Here is a 17,596-nt window from a genome sequence, read left to right as displayed (position 1 = left end):
GAAGTAAACGGGAACCGCATCTCTTCCTGCACGATCCGAAGGGACCACGAGCTGCGTGTTCCCGTTTATTATCGATATGCCCGCATATCGAGCAGTTCAGATACCTTGACAAAACGGTATCCCTCGCGGCGCAGACGTCGGATGATGCTGGGCAAGGCCTGTACCGTGTTTTGCAAATTGCCCCCTCTTCCCGTGGCCGAATGCATCAGAATGATCGATCCGGGACGAACCTGCGACAACACATTAGTTGCAAGGGCCGTCCTCGGAATGCCTGACCAGTCGAGACTGTCCACATTCCACAAAATGATTTTGTACCCTTCCGCCACCGCCACCTGGATCACCGTTTCACTCAAAGCGCCGTACGGCGGCCGGAAAAAACGGGGCCGCACGTTACCCACCCGATTCATCTCGTCACTCGCTCTGCGCAGTTCCGTTCGGACTTGTCCCGCCGATAGCCGAGACATCTTGGGATGACTCCATGAGTGATTGCCCACTTCGTGCCCTTCCCGCAACATGCGTTGTAATACGCCTGGATAGCGTCGAACCCGTCTGCCCACGACGAAAAAAGTGCCTTTGCCCCCTGTTCGACGCAAGACATTCAGAATCTGTGGCGTGAATACCGCATCCGGTCCGTCGTCAAACGTCAGGGCCACTTCCCGTCTGTCCATCGGACCGCGCAAAATGATATCCCGGGGATAAAGCGAGGCCCAATCGATCGTCCGCGAATAGGGCGGACGCTGCCCAGGCCGCTCCGGCCCGCCGGTCAGCGGGGGCAACTGACTGATTTCCGCCGGCACGGTAGGAATGGGAAGCTGAGCGGAGAACGGAGTGAGCATATAGGGGAAAGCCGTTTCCTGCGTGGGAGCTGGAGAAACAACAGATGGCCATGCGGACGTCATCCAGGGGAAACAGATTGCCGTAACCGAACATGCCACTCCCTCCCGATGATTTGACACAGTTTATCTTATGGGCGAATACCCGAATCGGTGATCAATCCGCCGGGCAGAGATCCAATTTTTGTAAATCCCCCGATTTGGTTTCATACGCTGTAAAATCACGAATCAAGGACCGGAGGACTTATGATCACGACCAAAACAGCTGAACAATTGGAAAACATGCGAAAAGCGGGACATTTGTTGGCACTGTGTCACAAGCAAATCGCCCGGTGCATCCGGCCGGGCGTTACAACGAGGGAGATTGATTCGTTTGTGGAGCATTTTTTGAAAAAACATGGTGCCAAACCGGAACAAAAGGGGTACATGGGGTATCCGTACGCCACATGCGCATCCGTCAATGATGTGATCTGTCACGGACTTCCCAATGAAGAGCCGCTAAATAACGGCGACATCGTCACCATCGACATGGTGGTCAACTTAAACGGTTGGCTGGCTGATTCCGCCTGGTCCTATCCCGTGGGGATCGTTTCCCCACGCGCACGCAAATTGCTGCAGACAACCCTGTGGGCGCTGGAAGCCGGTATCCGCCAAGCCGTGATTGGAAATCGGATCGGTGACATCGGTCACGCCATCCAATCATTGGCAGAAAAAGAGGGTTTCTCGGTGGTTCGACAATTTGTCGGGCACGGGATCGGGCAACGGATTCATGAAGAACCTGTCGTACCTCACTTCGGGCGCCCCGGAACCGGCCAGCGTTTGGAAGAAGGCATGGTCATCACCATCGAGCCCATGCTCAATATGGGTGATTGGCAAGCCAAAATTGATCCCGATGGCTGGACCGCCCGAACAGTGGATGGAAAATGGTCCGCCCAGTATGAACACACTGTCGCCATCACATCGAACGGACCGCAAATATTGACCAAGTTGTAGGAGCGGTCACCGGTTTTCCACTCGAAGCGGACCAACCCGCATCGGCTGAAAGGACAAAGCCTGATCCGGTTCCCCTTTGGCATCGATCAATTGGTAACGCGGTTGGATCGTTCGTTTTTGCAGATTGATCGGCGCCACGATCAGTGCATCTTTATAAGTATCCACCACAACAACGGGTTGTGGTCTCTTCGCCACCAAATACCACTGTTGATTTTCAGCGACCAATTCCCCGCTGATCCGTGCCGTGATCACCACCAACACGACAAGCACCAGTGCACCCGCCAGTAATCGCCTCCTGTGCAGACACTCGAAAAGCACCCCGATCGCCGCGACGTTGAATAGACAAAGCCCCCACCATTTGTAGGGGTGTTCCCAGTCAAAAAAGAATCCCATCTTCACACTCGTTACAAACCACAACGACAACGGGATCAACAGCGGGAACACAAACCGCCCGTACTGATGAATCCATGGAACTTGCAAGGACAAGATACCCAACAGGCAGATTAACACGATGATACTGACAGATAAGATCAATGTATTGACACTGATGTCCGCATACATGGACGGCAGATGGAAATACGCCTTGTAACCGACCTCCGACAAGTAAGCGGAAAAGTATCCCAACCCGGTAATGACACCCAACAACAGTCCTTCCGGCAGAGAAATCCGCAGTGGACTCACCCGTTCTGTGAACTCATGAAGCCATGTTTCCTTTTTCACTTCCACGTCGGTATCGCACTCCTCCTATTGCGCCATACTGTAAAAAAACGTCTTACACGCAAGGTGAACAAAATGAAAACAACTAACACCAACCACGCCGAAATGCGCATCATGCTGCTGTCCTTTGCAGCCATGATGGTACTGACCGCTATCGCGTTCGCTCTTGTTTGGCTACGGGTTCCGCCCAATGTAGTCATCCCTGTAGTCTTCGTCTTGGCACTTGTCCAAGTGATTTTGCAACTGTATTCCTTCATGCATCTCAAGGAAAAGAAAAACAACGCATTACCCATCCTGTTCATCAGCAGCGGCTTCATTTTGGGTTTGATTTTCGCTTGGTACATGTGGTATACCAAATGATGACAAGACTTCCGGATCGCTCGGGTAAGCCTTTTCCTGCTCTCTGCTGTTTCACTGCAAGCTCAACAGTCTATGCTGGAGACGAACCAGTGATGCCGAGAGTGGCGTTCGGTCTGGTGATGGCTCAATGGCCCTGGGGCCTGCTGACACATATCGTCCGCATCGATTTCCTTGGAACTGAGGGGAGCTGGATGGACAAAGCCGCCAAGTACCAGCACTAGGACGATCCCCTCTCTTGTACTTCCGGGGATGCTCCATCACCTTCATAAGACGTCAGAACAGCAATCGGTCATCTGTCATGCCGGCTGTTGGGGATTGACGGTATGCAATTCGCGCCACTTTTGATCCAACAGCGTTTTCGCTTTCCGGACCGCCCGGCGTTTCCAGTGCTCATGCTTTTTCAATACCCATCCGACAATGGGACGGTCTCCCATCCAAACCCGTTCTTCCATGTAAATCTCCCAATGAAAACAACCGTTTTTTTTCACTTTGGCACGCAACGTGGAACCCGATGAATCCGCCAATTCCAAATAGATCCAGTTTCCCAATGCGCCCCTGATCTCTACGGTGGTTATGCGACAGTCGGTGTTGTGCATGGATGTGTTCTCCCTTCATCAGATCACAGTGCGTTTCTCTTTTTGTTTTAACGTATGACATATTCGTGTGCAACCGGTCTTACCCCGTTCTACCGTTGACCTGATGACGCCACAAAGTGATTGACAAAGATTTTTCCACTACAATTTTTTAGTGCTAAGTTATGATAGTAATGGGATTGGACAACCCACATGGTGGATTTGAAGCCCGGGCCATCTGGACCGGGTGTTTTTTGAGACACAAAAAAAGCAAGGGAACACCGAATCCCTTGCTTTTTTATGTTTTCCTTTAAATTGTCCTCATCCGGCGTGTACACCTACGGCGGATTCGGGGTATACTTGCACGCCATCCACCCGCACCAAGCGGCGGAACTCCGTTAGCAGTTGGCGCGTGATGGGTCCCGGTTTGCCGTCGCCGATCTCCCGACCGTCCACGTTGACGACCGCGATCACTTCGGCGGCGGTTCCCGTCAAAAACACCTCATCCGCCACATAGACATCGTGCCGTGTAAACGGCTCTTCCTTGACCTGGAATTGCAGCTGATGTGCCAGGTCGATGATGGCTTGGCGGGTGATGCCTTCCAGTGCTCCCACATACCCCGGCGGGGTGTACAGCACACCGCGTTTGACGATGAAGATGTTGTCACCTGATCCTTCCGCCACATATCCATCGGAATTCAACATCAGGGCTTCACCCACACCCGCGCGGTTCGCTTCGATTTTCACCAAAATGTTGTTGAGGTAGTTGAGCGATTTGATCTTCGGGTTCAAGGCGTCCGGTACATTCCGACGGGTCGGAACAGTCACAATATGCAGGCCCTTTTCATAGGTTTCCTGCGGGAACAGACGCACCTGATCGGCAATGATGATCACTTCGGGTCGGGCACATTTTTCAGGGTCCAAACACAATTCGCCTACGCCGCGCGAGACGATCAACCGAATGTAGGCATCGCGCAATTGGTTTTTCCGCACCGTTTCAACCACGGCTTGTTCCATTTCTTCCATCGTGTAAGGAATGTGGAGCAGAATGGACTTGGCGGAATCGTACAGCCGCACGAGATGCTCCCTCAGCCGGAACACGTTGCCGTCATATACGCGGATGCCCTCAAACACACCGTCCCCGTATAGAAAACCGTGGTCGAACACGGATACCTTGGCATCTTCTTTTTTAACATACTCTCCACTCATATAAATCCATCGTTCTGTCACCACAAGACACCTCCAAGAAAGGTAAAAATAAAAAAGCCTTTTCTGCACAGGTCAAACGAAACGTCAGAACCTGCCGCACGAGGCTTTTATCCCCACGGTGTACACCGGTTTCCGGTGTTGATACCGCTCGGTCGCAGACCTTCGCCGATTCGGCGAAGCGGAACCCTAGGTATCCTCCTGACTGAACAATGATTTCGAATATTGAGGATAATTATAAACCCCCTCCCGCTTGATGTCAACGGGAGAGTGATTGAACAGATTGTGAACGATAGCAAGGATACGAACCCAATACACGTACTTGGCAACCAAACGCCTCGATTTCGGCGATGGCTCCTTTCAGCAGCACATGCTCCCTTTCCATTTCGGCATCGATAATAAAGTAATAGTTCCCCAGACCCGTTTTGGTCGGACGGGATTCGATTTTCGTCAAGTTGATCTTGCGCCAGGCGAATGTAGCCAGCACTTGATGCAGCGCGCCGGGAAAATCGCTGGCCAGGGTTACGCACAAACTGGTTTTCCATTGACCAGGCGGTATGCGGCGTTCCGGCAAAGGGGCGCCCACCGCAATAAAGCGGGTGTAATTGTTTTGGAAGTCTTGTACATCGGCCGCCAGTATATGCAGGCCGTAGCGCTTTGCGGCTTGCCGCGTGCCGATCGCAATCCATGCCTCGTCCGGATGTCGGCTCACTTTTTCCGCCGCTTCTGCCGTGCTGTTGGCAAATTCCACCTGTGCCTGCGGATAATGATGGCGCAGATGCAACTGACATTGTGCGACCGCCTGCGGATGGGAAATGATCCTGCTCCACGCCTCCTTCGGACCGTCGATTTGCGCGGGATGAACGAGCAGGCACTGGGTGATCGGGTGAACCAATTCACCAACGATGGGGACATCCACTTGGTGAATCAACCAATCCAAGGTCAGGTTGACCGCCCCTTCGATGGCGTTCTCTACCGGGATCACACCGTGCGTGCATTCCCCCCGATCGACAGCCGACAGCACATCCGGGATGGTGGGATACGGCATCATGTGAACGGCCTGATCCGAAAACATCTGGCATGCCGCTTCGTGTGTGAATGTGCCCTCTGGTCCCAAATACCCTACCGTCGGTTTCATCGTTCATCTCCTTTTAGATGTTTCCCATGAATGTACCCCATTTTTCGAATGTTGTCAATTGGACAGTCGCCCCCTCAGGCCAAGGCTTCAACACTTCGATGTGGACGGGGGTACCCGCCTGACCAAACGCCTCCCTCATAAAGGCTACGAGAGGCTTGGTCTCACGTGCGAAAGCGATGACCGTCGGACCGGCTCCACTCAGGGCCGCCCCCCATGCACCGTTTTGCGGTGCCTCACGTAATACCCGTTCCATCCCTGGGATCAACGAAGCGCGATAAGGTTGGTGAAAACGATCCCGCATCGCCGTCTGCAACAGTTCCCATTTGCCGGTGAAAAAGGCGGCCGTCAGCAAGTTGGCCCGACTGCTGGCCAACACTGCTTCATTGTGCGGCAACTGAGACGGGAGCGCCTGCCGTGCCTGGGAAGTCGGCAACGGATACGCGGGGATGGCCGCCACCACGTCCCAATCCGGGCAGGGGGCTTGCACGACATCCACCCGCTCGCCGTCCCATGAACCAATCACCACACCGCCCAGCAGTGATGCACTCACATTGTCCGGATGCCCTTCATACTGGGTTGCCTTGAGCAGGATTTCCTCCCGATCCCACGGTTCACCCAAGAGATGATTGGCCAGCAAAAGGCCAGCGATAATCGCTGATGCACTGCTGCCCAACCCTCTCATCAACGGGATATCGCTCTCCACTTGAATGCGGAGGGGAGGAGCCGTTTGACCGACTGAGCGGCACGCGTCTTCCACCACCTGCAACAGGAAGTTTTGCCCGTCCTGTGGTAATCCTTGAAGATGCGGGCCGATCAGTTCCAGCTCCGTCCGTTCCGCAGGATATGCACGTATGCGGAGGAAGCGGTTCAAGGCCATCCCGATCGAATCAAACCCCGGGCCCAGGTTGGCGGTGCTGGCCGGCACCGCGATTTCAATGCTTTGTTCACACATGGGAAACACCTTTTTCCTTCAGGATTTCTTCCAACACTGCATCCATCGTGCAGGGAATCACACGCGGCTTCACCGCTGCCGCCTCCAATGCCGTGGATGGATCTTTCAACCCATTGCCGGTCAGTACGCACACCACTTTGGAACCGGTACGCAATGCCCCTTGAGCCCGCATTTTCATCACACCGGCTAACGACGCGGCCGAAGCCGGCTCGGCGAAGATACCTTCCGAACGGGCCAAAGTCCGGTATGCGGTCAGGATTTCTTCATCGGAAACACAATCGATCCGTCCCCCGGACTCTTCCGCCGCCTGAACTGCCAAATACCAGCTGGCCGGATTTCCGATGCGGATGGCGGTTGCGATCGTCTCGGGGCGTTCAATCGGTTCACCGCGGACAATCGCCGCCGCCCCTTCGGCTTCGAACCCCCACATGTGCGGCAAACGGTCAATCTTACCGGCTTGTTTGTACTCGACAAATCCCTTCCAGTACGCGGAGATGTTGCCCGCATTGCCGACCGGGATTGCCAAGATGTCGGGCACATCCCCCAACTGGTCGCACACCTCAAATGCCGCCGTTTTCTGTCCTTCCAACCGGTAGGGATTGACCGAGTTGACCAGCGTAATCGGGTGTTGGTCAGCGATTTCGCGCACCAATGTGAGCGCCTGATCGAAGTTGCCTTCCACCGCAAGTACCTCAGCTCCGTAGACCACGGCCTGCGACAATTTCCCCAAGGCGACATGGTTATTGGGCACCAATACGATACAGCGCAATCCGACCCGCGCGGCATACGCAGCGGCAGAGGCAGAGGTGTTGCCCGTCGATGCGCAGATCACCGCCCGGCTGCCCTCTTCCAATGCTTTGGCGATGGCCATCACCATGCCCCGATCCTTAAACGATCCGGTCGGGTTGGCGCCCTCCACTTTGAAATACAGCTCCACTTCCCATTCTTCTGATAACTTTTCCGCTTTGACCAGCGGTGTGTTTCCTTCATGCAAGGTAATCATGGGCGTTTGATCGTTGACCGGCAGATACGATCGATAATGATGCAGCAGTCCTCTCCACATGTTTTCTCTCTCCTTTGTTCCCATCACGTTCCCTGTGCGGGAAGTTTATTCGCCTGAACCCACCAGCATCGCACGGCTGACACCGTCCAATTCCTGCAGCCCGTCGATCAGACGGGTGACATCGGTATTCAGGTAGACGGTATCCACCGACATGGTGACGTTGGCCACACCTTGCAACGGGATCGTCTGATGAATCGTCAATACATTCCCGCCATGATCCGCCAAGTGCCGCAACACTTGGGACAACACACCGGAGCGGTGTTCCAGCGCCAGTGAGATGGTAACGATCTTGGATTTGACCATCGCATTGAACGGGAAGATCCCGTCTTTGTATTTATAGAACGAGCTGCGACTCAGCCCCACCCGTTCCACGGCTTCCTGAACCGTGCGAACCTCTCCCTTTGCCAGCAACTGTTTGGCTTCCACTGTTTTCTGTATCGCTTCCGGTAACAGCTCTCCCTTGACCAAATAATAGGCGTCCGCTTCAAATCCCATGCGACGTCCTCCTGTAATAGACAAATGTTTGTTTACTTTGGACATTATAAGAGTTGGAAGCGCTGTCAGGCAAGTATTTTTTTGAACCGTGCGAAAAAATGCCGAACCAATCGGACTGTGATACCATAGAATTCGTCATCATTTACAAAGGAGGGAGAGAGCGTGGTTTCCGTGTTGTTCGTCTGTTTAGGCAACATTTGCCGCTCACCGATGGCAGAAGCGGTCTTCCGACACATGGTGAAAGAAGAAGGTTTGGAAGATCGAATCCGTGTTGATTCGGCGGGCACAGGCGATTGGCATACGGGCGAGCCCCCTCACCATGGTACACGCCGTATTCTCAAACAATACGGCATCCCCCACGAAGGTATTCGCGCCCGTCAGGTGAAAAAACAGGATTTGGAAGACTTCGACTACATCATCGCCATGGACGACAACAACTTGTCCTACTTGCGCCGCATGGCCGAGCGAAATCACCAACGCCTCTATCGGTTGACCGATTTCATCCCGGACACGACATACAGGGAAGTGCCGGACCCCTACTATACGGGAAACTTTGAAGAGGTTTACGAGTTGGTGTCCGCCGGTTGTCGCGGTCTCTTGGAACGGATCAAAGAGGAACAAGGGTGGAAGTGATCGTTCTTGAAAGCGAAAAAAGGCGCACCCGGACAGAAGGAATCTGCCAGAGGCGCCATCATGACTCAAAAAAGGGCGGTTCCATTCTTGAAATCGACCTCAAACCCCTCCACTACCTTGGAGGGGATTTTTATTTATGGGAGTGGTTGAAAAATAACAGAATCGGAGTAATCGCAAACAAAAAACCGACAATCCCTTCGGATTCCGGTTTTCAACCTTGATACCCTCATACCAACATGCCGGCCATGGCCGCACTCAACAGCGAACCCATCATACCGGCAATCATGGCGCGCAAACCGAAACAGGCCACATCGCTCCGACGGTTGGGAGCGAGTGAACCAATCACCCCGATCTGAATCGCGATCGAGGAAAGGTTGGCAAATCCGCACAAGGCAAATGTGACGATCGCCACTGTTTTTTCAGACAAATGCGGAATTTGCGGACCAAAAGCAGTATAAGATACAAACTCGTTGAGAATCAGCTTTTGCCCGATATAACCGCCGGCCTGAATCGCTTCCGACCATGGCACACCCACCACAAACGCGATGGGGGCGAAGAGATAGCCCAATACTTTTTGCATCGACAATCCGGGTACCCCCACCCAGTTGCCGATTCCACCCAATATTCCATTGATCAATGCGATCAACCCGATAAACGCCAACAACAATGCGCCGACGTTCAGTGCCAGTTTCAATCCGTCAATCGCACCCCGGGCTGCGGCATCGATCACATTGACCGATTCGGTGTCTTTGGCCATGCGTATCTCCTCATCGGCCAGCGGGGTTTCCGTTTCCGGCATCACGATTTTTGCCATCACCAAACCGGCGGGTGCCGCCATGATGCTGGCCGCGAGCAGATAATGGAGCGGCACACCTAACAGGGAATAACCCACCAGAACCGAACCGGCAACCGAAGTAAATCCGCCGGTCATCACCGCAAACAGTTCGGAAGAGGTGAGCCGAGCCAAATATGGGCGGATCAGAATCGGTGACTCCGATTGTCCGAGAAAAACGGTCGCCACCGCGGTCAATGACTCCACCTTGCTGGTGCCCATCAACCAGGAGATGGTTCCGCCCAAGATTTGAATGATCCATTGCATGATGCCGAGATAATACAGCACCCCGATCAGGGAAGCGAAAAATATGATCACCGGAAGTACCTGAAGGGCAAATACCGGTGCCTGATGACCTTCCAACAACGGACCGAACAGAAACCGGATGCCTTGGTCCGCATATCCGATCCCTTTCTCCACCTGTGAACTAAACCACTGCAAGACAGCACGCCCCATCGGCCATTTCAACACGAAAAAGGCAAAAGAAAACTGTATTGCCAAACCGACAAGAACGGGGCGCAGGCGGATCGCTTTCCTGTTGGTGGACATCAGGAAAGCGATCCCCAGCACCACCAGCATGCCGGCGATTCCCCACAAAATATTCACACCAAAACTCCTTCCCACGACTGTCAATCCGTAAATTCGAATTCCATGTCCCCGATCCGGATCGTATCCCCTTCTTTCGCCCCTTTTTCGCGCAGGGCGTCTTCTACGCCCATTTCCTTCATGATGCGCGCAAATCGACGAACGCTGTCATAATACTGGAAATTGGTCCGTCTCAAGAGACGTTCCACCCGTTCGCCCTCCACGACAAACACATCGTTTTCACGGCGAATCGTAAAGGGTTCTTCCGACGGCTTGCTTTTGTACACTTTGTACGTCTCATCTTCTTCCGCCTCGACGGATGGTTGTTTCGGGATCCGATCCAGCAAGTCTGCCACACCGTAAATCAATTCGCGCAAACCTTGACGCGTCGCTGCCGAGATGGGATAAACGGGGATGTCCGGGCCCACCTTTTCACGGAAAGCCTGCAAATTTTCCTCGGCATTCGGTAAATCCATCTTGTTGGCCGCCACCACTTGGGGACGCTCAGCCAACGATTCCCGGTACAGCTTCAGTTCCTGGTTGATCTGCTTCCAGTCTTCCCACGGATCACGCCCCTCGGAACCGGCCATATCGATCACATGGATCAACACCCGGGTACGCTCCACATGGCGCAAGAACTGGTGTCCCAAACCGACACCCTCGTGGGCACCCTCGATCAAGCCGGGCAAATCAGCCAAAACGAAACTGCGCCCGTCACCTACATCCACCACGCCCAGATTGGGGGACAGTGTGGTGAAATGGTAGGCACCGATTTTGGGACGGGCAGCCGACACCGCGGCCAATAACGTCGATTTCCCCACACTGGGATAGCCGACCAAACCGACATCGGCCAGCAGCTTCAACTCCAGTTCCACCCACAGCTCTTCTCCCGGCTCGCCGTTTTCAGCGATTTCCGGAGCGGGGTTGACCGGTGTGGCAAATCGCATGTTGCCCCGTCCTCCCCGCCCGCCGCGGGCAATAACCGCTTCTTGTCCGTGTATGGTCAAATCGGCGATGATTTCACCGGTTTCGGCATTTTTCACCACTGTACCCGGCGGTACACGCACGATCAAAGGTTCCGCATTGGCTCCGTGCTGCCCTTTGGATCGACCATTCTCTCCCCGTTTGGCTTTAAAATGGCGTTGGTAGCGAAAATCCATCAGCGTGCGCAGACCTTCGTCCACGCGGAAGATGACGTCGCCACCCCTGCCGCCGTCACCGCCTGCAGGTCCGCCGTGCGGAACGTACTTTTCTCGCCGAAAAGCCACCATCCCGTTACCGCCGTCGCCGCCCCGGACAAACACCTTGACTTGATCCACAAACATTACTTGCCACCTGCCCTCACATCAGCCATGCCTTCCCTGTTTTCGACCGATTCAAAAACCGAATGATCCATTCGTTTTCCCCGTTGCGCTTCGTCTCCGTACCATCCTGAAGACCGCTTTGCACCCGTGCTTTTTCAACCGCATCCGCCAATGGCAACTGTGATGTCAATGAGATCAACAGGGTGTCCCCGTCCCAATCGAACACCATCCTCACAGACACATCTTCAGGAGCGACTGCCGTCACAGTCGTCAAGCATTTCGCCAGATTCTCCACATATACGGCGGCGTCATACCCCTGTTGGGCAGACAAGTTGGATGTTTCCATGTGGAATTCGATCTGCCAGCGCCAGCCGGGGGCATGATGACGCAACTGAATCAGCGCCACAGCCAAGAGAGGATGGGAAATTTGGGATAGGGTTCGCTCCTGTTCCATTTCCTTTGCAAGACGCAGCAAATGCGGACGAACGCGGTCGGTTTTGTTCATCGAACAATAACCCAGGAGCACTTGAATCTCATTGAGCCAATCATGGCGCAACCGACTCAACCATCGAAGCACGGTTTCCGCTTCACGAACGAGAAGCTTCCGTTCCGCGACGCGTTCGACCCTCTGTTGCGCCCAAACGATGCTGGCCCATGCCACTGCTCCGAGGATCATTCTCCCCCACCAAGGCCAAGGGTAAGCGGTCATGGCCACCAACATGATCCCCGCGGGGATCGTCGGCTTCAGCCATGCCTTCCACTTGTCCGGCACAGGCACCGACTCCCATCTCTTTTTTCAGATATTTTTATAGGCGTTCCTATTGTACTTCAATACGACCCACAAAAAAACCCCGGTAGGAACCGGGGCATATATTCCGTGATCTCAGGCTTGAACAACCGCTTCTTGCGGATAGACGGACACTTTTTTCCGGTCGCGTCCCATCCGTTCAAAACGAACCACACCGTCCACTTTGGCGAACAGGGTGTCGTCTCCACCGATACCTACGCCAAAGCCCGGGTAAATTTTGGTACCGCGTTGGCGCACCAAGATGCTGCCGGCGGTAACGAATTGACCGTCTCCACGTTTCACGCCGAGACGTTTGGCGATGCTGTCCCGACCGTTTTTCGTGGAGCCGACCCCTTTTTTCTGAGCGAAGAATTGCAGATTCATTTTCAGCATGGGTGTCAACCTCCTTTTCAGCCCTGTCGGGCCTCACGATTCTGTATCCGAACATGATCCGGATACGCTTCGGCGATCTCGGCGAGCGAGTGAACCATCGCCTCCATCAGCAACTGCACACGTTCGGCCGTGTTCGGTTCCAGCTCGGGAATGCGACACTCGATCCTGCCTGCGGATTCGTCCGCTTCGTACACGCGGACACCCAACAGTTTTTCCGTCGCATTGACCATGCCGATGGTGATCGACGAAACAGCGGCACAGACGATGTCGCGCCCCGGTTCGTCGAAATAGGCGTGGCCTTCTACGATCACCCGTTCGATTCGCCCGCGCTTCCGGAAAACATCCACCTGAATCATTTTGGCTTCACTTACGCTTCAATCGCTTCGATCACCACTTTGGTGAACGGTTGGCGATGACCTTGTTTCCGTTTATAGTTTTTCTTCGGTTTGTACTTGAATACGGTGATTTTTTTGCCTTTGCCGTGTTGTTCCACTTTGCCTTTCACCACGGCACCTTCCACGACCGGTTTGCCGACGACCGTTCCGTCTTCTTTGGCCACGAGCAGGACTTTGTCAAAGGTGACGGGTTCACCTTCGGCCACCGGCAGTTTTTCCACATAAATGACATCGCCTTGTTTGACGCGGTATTGTTTGCCGCCTGTTTCGATGATTGCAAACATCCCGGTACCTCCTCTACTCAAGACTCGCCGGCCAAGGGTGGAACATCTCTTACAAACCCTTACCGTGCGGTTGTACGCCTTTCCGGGAAAAGGCGTAAGTACACAACGAAGATCTTAGCATAAACGTACGTTCTTGTCAAATCCTGCTTTACAATTCCCCGATGCAGCGGTCGTGTTCGCGATGATCCAATAATCTGGACAGCACCACTTCTTCCGGTATCACGTGTCGGGTACCCCGAACCATGATTACATGGTACGCTTCTTTCCGCCATGTTTTGACTACCGACAACAATGTGGCCCGCGGAGAAACACGCAGGGTAATCAAACGGGATGACGGCGGTGGCGGATGATTTTTTCGACTGACCAAAAAACGCATGAATTGGAATTCGCGTTGCCGCCACGCCTGCCAATTGGCGTGCAATAAAAATGCGGCGATCAGAACGAGATTGACATGAATACCGCCGATCCATCCCCAAACCATCAGCAGTCCGGCCGCGACGGTGCTGATCTTCACCGACCATACCACCGCTTTCCGATACGGTAACACATAACCCAAGAGCGCCTGCATCACCCGACCGCCGTCCAGCGGATAGATCGGCAACAGGTTAAACCCGACCAGCATGGCATTGAGATGGACGAAATAGCGGGTCCACTCCTGATCCCACCAACCGATCCACATAAACAGGGCGCCCGCCAATATCATCATGACATTGTGAAACGGTCCGGACAGCGCGACGATCAGTTCTTCATGAATGGGTACACTTCCCCATTCATCCGTCATGACTACTCCGCCGAACGGTAACAGTTCTAAAGAACGAATCCGCCACCCCAAAGACCATGCCGCGGTGACATGGCCCATCTCGTGGATGATGACCAACACGAACAACGTCACAATTTCCAAAAAGCGTCCCATCACCACCGTCAACAGGATGACGATCCAAAACAGGAAATGAATGCGGACCTTCAATCCCTGCCACGGCAGGCGATTATTCAAACGGTATCACTTCCGTGGGATTGACAAATGTTCCGTTTCGGCGCAAAGCGAAGTACAGCAGGGGACGTCCGCCTGATTGACCGATCTCTCCCAACAATTGTTTCCCGGTCACCCAATCCTTGGGCCGAACCCGAACTGTTTCCAACCAGCCATACCATGTTTCCCTGCCGTCGGTATGACGTATCACCACGGTTTTTCCCAACCCCGGTTTTGACCCGACAAACACAACCCAACCGTCCGATGCCGCCACGACCGGGGCTGAATTCGTACTCCGAATCACCACGCCGCGTCCATCCTTGGCAAAAGGTTGCGCCACTTTCCCTTTAACCGGTGTGTACCAAGACGGTGTCGGTTTGACGCTTTGATTGTCCGTCACCCCGGAAAACGCCGGAAGAAAGTCCTCCGCGTTCCCCGCATATGTGCGATACCACTCAGCCACACCCGCAAAATTGAAGTCCCGATGGAGCGCTTCACTGATCCACTCTTGAGTGCGCCGGCTCATGGTCGAATCGGATTGGAACACCAAATAGGTAAAAGAGAGGAGCAAAAAAGCTGCAAACGTTTGATAGAGTAACCGACCGGTGTTGTTTTTCTTCGGCTCCTCCGCCCACCATCCCGGTCGGTTCCACGGCGCACTCTCTTCCCGCCACCGATCGCGCCGATCCGCCCACGGTCGGGAAGAGCGAAACGGTAAAGGAGGCTGACCCTGTTGAATCGCCCGCACTTGACGTTCCCGACGCTTACGGATTCCCTGGGCCCACTCCCGCATCTTTGACCCCATCCCTTCGTTCGGCATGTCCTTGTATTTGTTACCAAGATATGAGACAAGCGGTTTAGTTATGCTCACATTGCCGATGGGAAAAGGGATTTGCACCTCATCAAAAAACGGGGGAATATTTCCCCCGAAACTGTGCATGATTATGTACATCATCAAGTCAGGCAAATCCCAGCCACCTTTTCAATTTGGACATCACATTCCGCTCTTTGTCCAATACCAAAAGCGGTACCGATTCCCCTTGGATTCGGCGCGCAATGTTGCGATAAGCCTGTGCAGCCAGACAATCGTGATGCAAAACGATCGGTTCCCCTTGATTACCGGCACGGATGATGCGCTCGTCGTCGGGTACGACACCCAGAAGGTCGATGGCCAAAACGGACACCACTTCATCGACGTCCATCATGCCCCCGTCTTTGACCATTTGGGTTTTGAGACGGTTCACCACCAGCTTGGGGGCTTCCACACGTTCCTTCTCCAGCAATCCGATCACCCGGTCGGCATCCCGGACCGAAGCGTTTTCCGGTGTCGTTACGACAATGGCCTGATCGGCACCGGCGACAGCATTTTTAAAACCGGTTTCAATCCCGGCCGGACAATCGATGATCACATAATCGAATTCTTCCTTCAACTCACCGATCAATTTGCGCAACTGATGGGCGGAAACAGCTGACTTGTCCTTGGATTGCGCCGCTGGCAACAGATACAGTTCATCACAACGCTTATCTCGGATCAACGCCTGCTGCAAACGGCAATTTCCTTCGATCACGTCGACGAGGTCGTAGACGATCCGATTTTCCAGTCCCATCAGCACATCCAAATTGCGCAATCCGATATCGGTGTCCACCAAGCACACTTTTTTTCCTGATAAGGCGAGGGCGGTACCGACGTTGGCGGTCGTGGTGGATTTGCCCACACCGCCTTTTCCCGATGTTACAACGATGGACTCCCCCACAACTTCTCCTCCTCTCGGGCTTACCCCCTCTTACCATCGCCGCATTCGGTTTTCTTTCCATTCTTTATCTGGTCGAATGAGGCTGAAATGATGAATCTTGTCCACCGCAATCTGATGATTGACCAAATAGGCGAACTTCATCTCCACATCCGATTCGTCCCACTCGTCGGGCGGACGGGAGATGGTATCCGCGATGCGCAACTGCGTCGGACGAAACTGAGCGGCAGCGATGATCGCTGTCTCGTCGCCTTCACTGCCGGCATGAGCCAGCCCGCGCAAGGCGCCCAAAACATACAAGCTGCCCGTCGTGCGGACGCATCCACCCGGATTGACATCCCCCATCAACAACAAATCGCCCCGATGTTCCAACACTTGCCCCGACCGAACCGTGCCGGTCAACATGCGAATCCCCGTATTCCCGTCTGCTAGATATGGCATGCCGTCCGCCTCGATGGATGTGATGATCAGGTTTTTGCGAAGCGAAAACAGCTTACGCATCTCCGCTTCTTCCTGCTGTGTGATCTGCCTTTGTCCCAGCTTGATCCACACACGGGTATCGGGACCGTCCCATATCGGGCCGCCGCTGTCCAATTTATGCTTCAATTCATTCAGGATGTCGGAAAACGGGCGTGAATCGTCAAATAAAAACAGCAGCCCATCTTTGGTCCCCTTGATGGTTACGCCCGGTTTTAGCACTTTTTTCATGCTCGTGTCACCCCGTCTCAACATATGGATTTCGGCGAATCTCACGCAATTTCCTTCTTCCACCAAGGGGCGGTTCACGGCGGAACGCAAGGCGTAACGGGATCAATCAAATGAAAGGGAACGGGTATCCCATTTCTGGTTCACCCACCGAAACACACGGTCGACAGGGAGGGCGGCTACAACATTGAACACCACGGACGGCGCGACGTGATAAACCAAAGCCTGATTCCAATCCATATCCGTCAATCCAAACAGACGAAACAAACCGTATGTCATGATCAGATGGACCGTGATACTGAGTGACGTGGTCAGTAACGACACGATCGCACCGGGGGCGAATTGACGGGAAATGAGACCGGCGAAATAGCCGACTGCCGCCATTGTAAATGCGTGCATGCCAAGGACCGGACCATACACAACATCATACAACAGACCGAAACCGAAACCGTAAATCAGTCCGGCTCGTTCCCCACGAAACAGTGAGAGAATGACCACACCGGCCACCACCAATTGGGGAACAATCACAATAGTGCTTCCCCAAGCCTGGGGAAGCACCCATTGCAACACCGTTCCTTCCAACACCAATAAAAAGAAAAGGCACCCGACGAAGACTGCGCGATACACC

Annotated in this window: 24 protein-coding genes and 1 other annotated feature; of the genes, 5 read left to right on the top strand and 19 right to left on the bottom strand. The window is 53.9% G+C overall.

What is annotated here, in order from left to right; all coding sequences use genetic code 11:
- Nucleotides 1-68 precede the first annotated feature (68 nt).
- Nucleotides 69-935, bottom strand: coding sequence for a polysaccharide deacetylase family protein (locus KI215_RS05425; RefSeq protein ID WP_246512204.1), 867 nt, complete (start codon nucleotides 933-935; stop codon nucleotides 69-71).
- A gap of 144 nt (nucleotides 936-1,079) precedes the next feature.
- Here KI215_RS05425 and map point away from each other — a divergent pair, with 144 nt between their 5' ends.
- Entirely contained in the window at nucleotides 1,080-1,826 is a 747-nt protein-coding gene (gene map / locus KI215_RS05420; RefSeq protein WP_212774546.1) for a type I methionyl aminopeptidase, read from the top strand.
- Between the two features lie 6 nt (nucleotides 1,827-1,832).
- Here the strand turns inward: map and KI215_RS05415 are convergent, their stop codons facing one another.
- Complete coding sequence (locus KI215_RS05415; RefSeq protein WP_212774545.1) at nucleotides 1,833-2,552, bottom strand: hypothetical protein; 720 nt, start codon at nucleotides 2,550-2,552, stop codon at nucleotides 1,833-1,835.
- Between the two features lie 66 nt (nucleotides 2,553-2,618).
- Here KI215_RS05415 and KI215_RS05410 point away from each other — a divergent pair, with 66 nt between their 5' ends.
- Together KI215_RS05410 and KI215_RS16090 are read left to right on the top strand one after the other, a co-directional pair.
- Nucleotides 2,619-2,903, top strand: a complete 285-nt coding sequence (locus KI215_RS05410; RefSeq protein ID WP_212774544.1) for a cytochrome C oxidase subunit IV family protein — start codon at nucleotides 2,619-2,621, stop codon at nucleotides 2,901-2,903.
- Between the two features lie 89 nt (nucleotides 2,904-2,992).
- Entirely contained in the window at nucleotides 2,993-3,124 is a 132-nt protein-coding gene (locus KI215_RS16090) for a hypothetical protein (RefSeq protein ID WP_275956743.1), read from the top strand.
- Nucleotides 3,125-3,199: 75 nt separating this feature from the next.
- Here the strand turns inward: KI215_RS16090 and KI215_RS05405 are convergent, their stop codons facing one another.
- The 6 genes from KI215_RS05405 to KI215_RS05380 form a co-directional block, all read right to left on the bottom strand.
- On the bottom strand, nucleotides 3,200-3,499 hold the full coding sequence (locus KI215_RS05405; protein ID WP_212774543.1) for a hypothetical protein: 300 nt from the start codon (nucleotides 3,497-3,499) through the stop codon (nucleotides 3,200-3,202).
- A 297-nt stretch (nucleotides 3,500-3,796) separates the two neighbouring features.
- Nucleotides 3,797-4,705, bottom strand: coding sequence for a branched-chain-amino-acid transaminase (ilvE, locus tag KI215_RS05400; protein ID WP_212774542.1), 909 nt, complete (start codon nucleotides 4,703-4,705; stop codon nucleotides 3,797-3,799).
- 235 nt (nucleotides 4,706-4,940) lie between these two features.
- Nucleotides 4,941-5,819, bottom strand: coding sequence for a prephenate dehydratase (gene pheA, locus KI215_RS05395; RefSeq protein ID WP_212774541.1), 879 nt, complete (start codon nucleotides 5,817-5,819; stop codon nucleotides 4,941-4,943).
- Nucleotides 5,820-5,832: 13 nt separating this feature from the next.
- Entirely contained in the window at nucleotides 5,833-6,771 is a 939-nt protein-coding gene (gene thrB, locus KI215_RS05390) for a homoserine kinase (RefSeq protein ID WP_212774540.1), read from the bottom strand.
- Nucleotides 6,764-7,834 carry a threonine synthase gene (gene thrC, locus KI215_RS05385; RefSeq protein WP_212774539.1) on the bottom strand — a complete coding sequence of 357 codons (1,071 nt, stop codon included), beginning with the start codon at nucleotides 7,832-7,834 and terminating at the stop codon, nucleotides 6,764-6,766. Before thrC ends, thrB begins: the two co-directional genes overlap by 8 nt.
- Before the next feature lie 45 nt (nucleotides 7,835-7,879).
- Entirely contained in the window at nucleotides 7,880-8,329 is a 450-nt protein-coding gene (locus tag KI215_RS05380; RefSeq protein ID WP_212774538.1) for an ACT domain-containing protein, read from the bottom strand.
- A gap of 162 nt (nucleotides 8,330-8,491) precedes the next feature.
- Between KI215_RS05380 and KI215_RS05375 the strand changes: the two genes are divergently transcribed.
- Nucleotides 8,492-8,962: a low molecular weight protein-tyrosine-phosphatase gene (locus KI215_RS05375; RefSeq protein WP_212774537.1), complete on the top strand. Its 471-nt coding sequence runs from the start codon at nucleotides 8,492-8,494 to the stop codon at nucleotides 8,960-8,962.
- Entirely contained in the window at nucleotides 8,953-9,183 is a 231-nt protein-coding gene (locus KI215_RS05370; RefSeq protein WP_212774535.1) for a hypothetical protein, read from the top strand. The genes KI215_RS05375 and KI215_RS05370 overlap by 10 nt, the downstream gene beginning before the upstream one ends.
- Nucleotides 9,184-9,188: 5 nt before the next feature.
- Here the strand turns inward: KI215_RS05370 and KI215_RS05365 are convergent, their stop codons facing one another.
- The 11 genes from KI215_RS05365 to mreD all read right to left on the bottom strand — a co-directional run bounded on the left by KI215_RS05365 (nucleotide 9,189) and on the right by mreD (nucleotide 17,595).
- On the bottom strand, nucleotides 9,189-10,400 hold the full coding sequence (locus KI215_RS05365) for a NupC/NupG family nucleoside CNT transporter (RefSeq protein WP_212774533.1): 1,212 nt from the start codon (nucleotides 10,398-10,400) through the stop codon (nucleotides 9,189-9,191).
- A 23-nt stretch (nucleotides 10,401-10,423) separates the two neighbouring features.
- Complete coding sequence (gene obgE / locus KI215_RS05360) at nucleotides 10,424-11,704, bottom strand: GTPase ObgE (RefSeq protein WP_212774532.1); 1,281 nt, start codon at nucleotides 11,702-11,704, stop codon at nucleotides 10,424-10,426.
- A gap of 16 nt (nucleotides 11,705-11,720) precedes the next feature.
- Nucleotides 11,721-12,455, bottom strand: a complete 735-nt coding sequence (locus KI215_RS05355; RefSeq protein ID WP_212774530.1) for a Spo0B domain-containing protein — start codon at nucleotides 12,453-12,455, stop codon at nucleotides 11,721-11,723.
- Nucleotides 12,456-12,566: 111 nt separating this feature from the next.
- Complete coding sequence (rpmA, locus tag KI215_RS05350) at nucleotides 12,567-12,863, bottom strand: 50S ribosomal protein L27 (protein WP_205495827.1); 297 nt, start codon at nucleotides 12,861-12,863, stop codon at nucleotides 12,567-12,569.
- A 17-nt stretch (nucleotides 12,864-12,880) separates the two neighbouring features.
- Nucleotides 12,881-13,219, bottom strand: a complete 339-nt coding sequence (locus KI215_RS05345; protein ID WP_212774529.1) for a ribosomal-processing cysteine protease Prp — start codon at nucleotides 13,217-13,219, stop codon at nucleotides 12,881-12,883.
- 11 nt (nucleotides 13,220-13,230) lie between these two features.
- Complete coding sequence (gene rplU / locus KI215_RS05340) at nucleotides 13,231-13,542, bottom strand: 50S ribosomal protein L21 (protein ID WP_212774528.1); 312 nt, start codon at nucleotides 13,540-13,542, stop codon at nucleotides 13,231-13,233.
- Nucleotides 13,543-13,551: 9 nt separating this feature from the next.
- Nucleotides 13,552-13,624, bottom strand: a sequence feature (ribosomal protein L21 leader region).
- A gap of 66 nt (nucleotides 13,625-13,690) precedes the next feature.
- Nucleotides 13,691-14,536, bottom strand: a complete 846-nt coding sequence (locus KI215_RS05335) for a M50 family metallopeptidase (RefSeq protein WP_212774527.1) — start codon at nucleotides 14,534-14,536, stop codon at nucleotides 13,691-13,693.
- Entirely contained in the window at nucleotides 14,529-15,305 is a 777-nt protein-coding gene (locus KI215_RS05330; RefSeq protein ID WP_212774526.1) for a M23 family metallopeptidase, read from the bottom strand. The genes KI215_RS05335 and KI215_RS05330 overlap by 8 nt, the downstream gene beginning before the upstream one ends.
- Nucleotides 15,306-15,471: 166 nt before the next feature.
- A complete protein-coding gene (minD, locus tag KI215_RS05325; RefSeq protein WP_212774525.1) occupies nucleotides 15,472-16,266 on the bottom strand; it encodes a septum site-determining protein MinD in 795 nt (264 codons plus the stop codon).
- Nucleotides 16,267-16,296: 30 nt separating this feature from the next.
- The gene (locus KI215_RS05320; protein ID WP_212774524.1) at nucleotides 16,297-16,971 is read right to left on the bottom strand and encodes a septum site-determining protein MinC; all 675 of its coding nucleotides are present in this window, start codon (nucleotides 16,969-16,971) and stop codon (nucleotides 16,297-16,299) included.
- 102 nt (nucleotides 16,972-17,073) lie between these two features.
- The gene (gene mreD, locus KI215_RS05315) at nucleotides 17,074-17,595 is read right to left on the bottom strand and encodes a rod shape-determining protein MreD (RefSeq protein ID WP_212774523.1); all 522 of its coding nucleotides are present in this window, start codon (nucleotides 17,593-17,595) and stop codon (nucleotides 17,074-17,076) included.
- Nucleotide 17,596: the final 1 nt, after the last annotated feature.

This window comes from Polycladomyces abyssicola (genome assembly GCF_018326425.1).
Classification (GTDB): Bacteria; Bacillota; Bacilli; order Thermoactinomycetales; family JIR-001; genus Polycladomyces; species Polycladomyces abyssicola.
Note: the sequence above shows the minus strand (reverse complement) of the source record. Positions and strands in the feature narration are given on the sequence as shown.

Bases quoted from the DNA above. Each gene is read 5' to 3' on its own strand.
- map (WP_212774546.1), top strand. From the start codon at position 1,080: ATGATCACGACCAAAACAGCTGAACAATTGGAAAACATGCGAAAAGCG.
- KI215_RS05410 (WP_212774544.1), top strand. From the start codon at position 2,619: ATGAAAACAACTAACACCAACCACGCCGAAATGCGCATCATGCTGCTG.
- KI215_RS05405 (WP_212774543.1), bottom strand. From the start codon at position 3,499: ATGCACAACACCGACTGTCGCATAACCACCGTAGAGATCAGGGGCGCA.
- pheA (WP_212774541.1), bottom strand. From the start codon at position 5,819: ATGAAACCGACGGTAGGGTATTTGGGACCAGAGGGCACATTCACACAC.
- thrB (WP_212774540.1), bottom strand. From the start codon at position 6,771: ATGTGTGAACAAAGCATTGAAATCGCGGTGCCGGCCAGCACCGCCAAC.
- thrC (WP_212774539.1), bottom strand. From the start codon at position 7,834: ATGTGGAGAGGACTGCTGCATCATTATCGATCGTATCTGCCGGTCAAC.
- KI215_RS05380 (WP_212774538.1), bottom strand. From the start codon at position 8,329: ATGGGATTTGAAGCGGACGCCTATTATTTGGTCAAGGGAGAGCTGTTA.
- obgE (WP_212774532.1), bottom strand. From the start codon at position 11,704: ATGTTTGTGGATCAAGTCAAGGTGTTTGTCCGGGGCGGCGACGGCGGT.
- rpmA (WP_205495827.1), bottom strand. From the start codon at position 12,863: ATGCTGAAAATGAATCTGCAATTCTTCGCTCAGAAAAAAGGGGTCGGC.
- KI215_RS05345 (WP_212774529.1), bottom strand. From the start codon at position 13,219: ATGATTCAGGTGGATGTTTTCCGGAAGCGCGGGCGAATCGAACGGGTG.
- rplU (WP_212774528.1), bottom strand. From the start codon at position 13,542: ATGTTTGCAATCATCGAAACAGGCGGCAAACAATACCGCGTCAAACAA.
- KI215_RS05330 (WP_212774526.1), bottom strand. From the start codon at position 15,305: ATGCGGGAGTGGGCCCAGGGAATCCGTAAGCGTCGGGAACGTCAAGTG.
- KI215_RS05320 (WP_212774524.1), bottom strand. From the start codon at position 16,971: ATGAAAAAAGTGCTAAAACCGGGCGTAACCATCAAGGGGACCAAAGAT.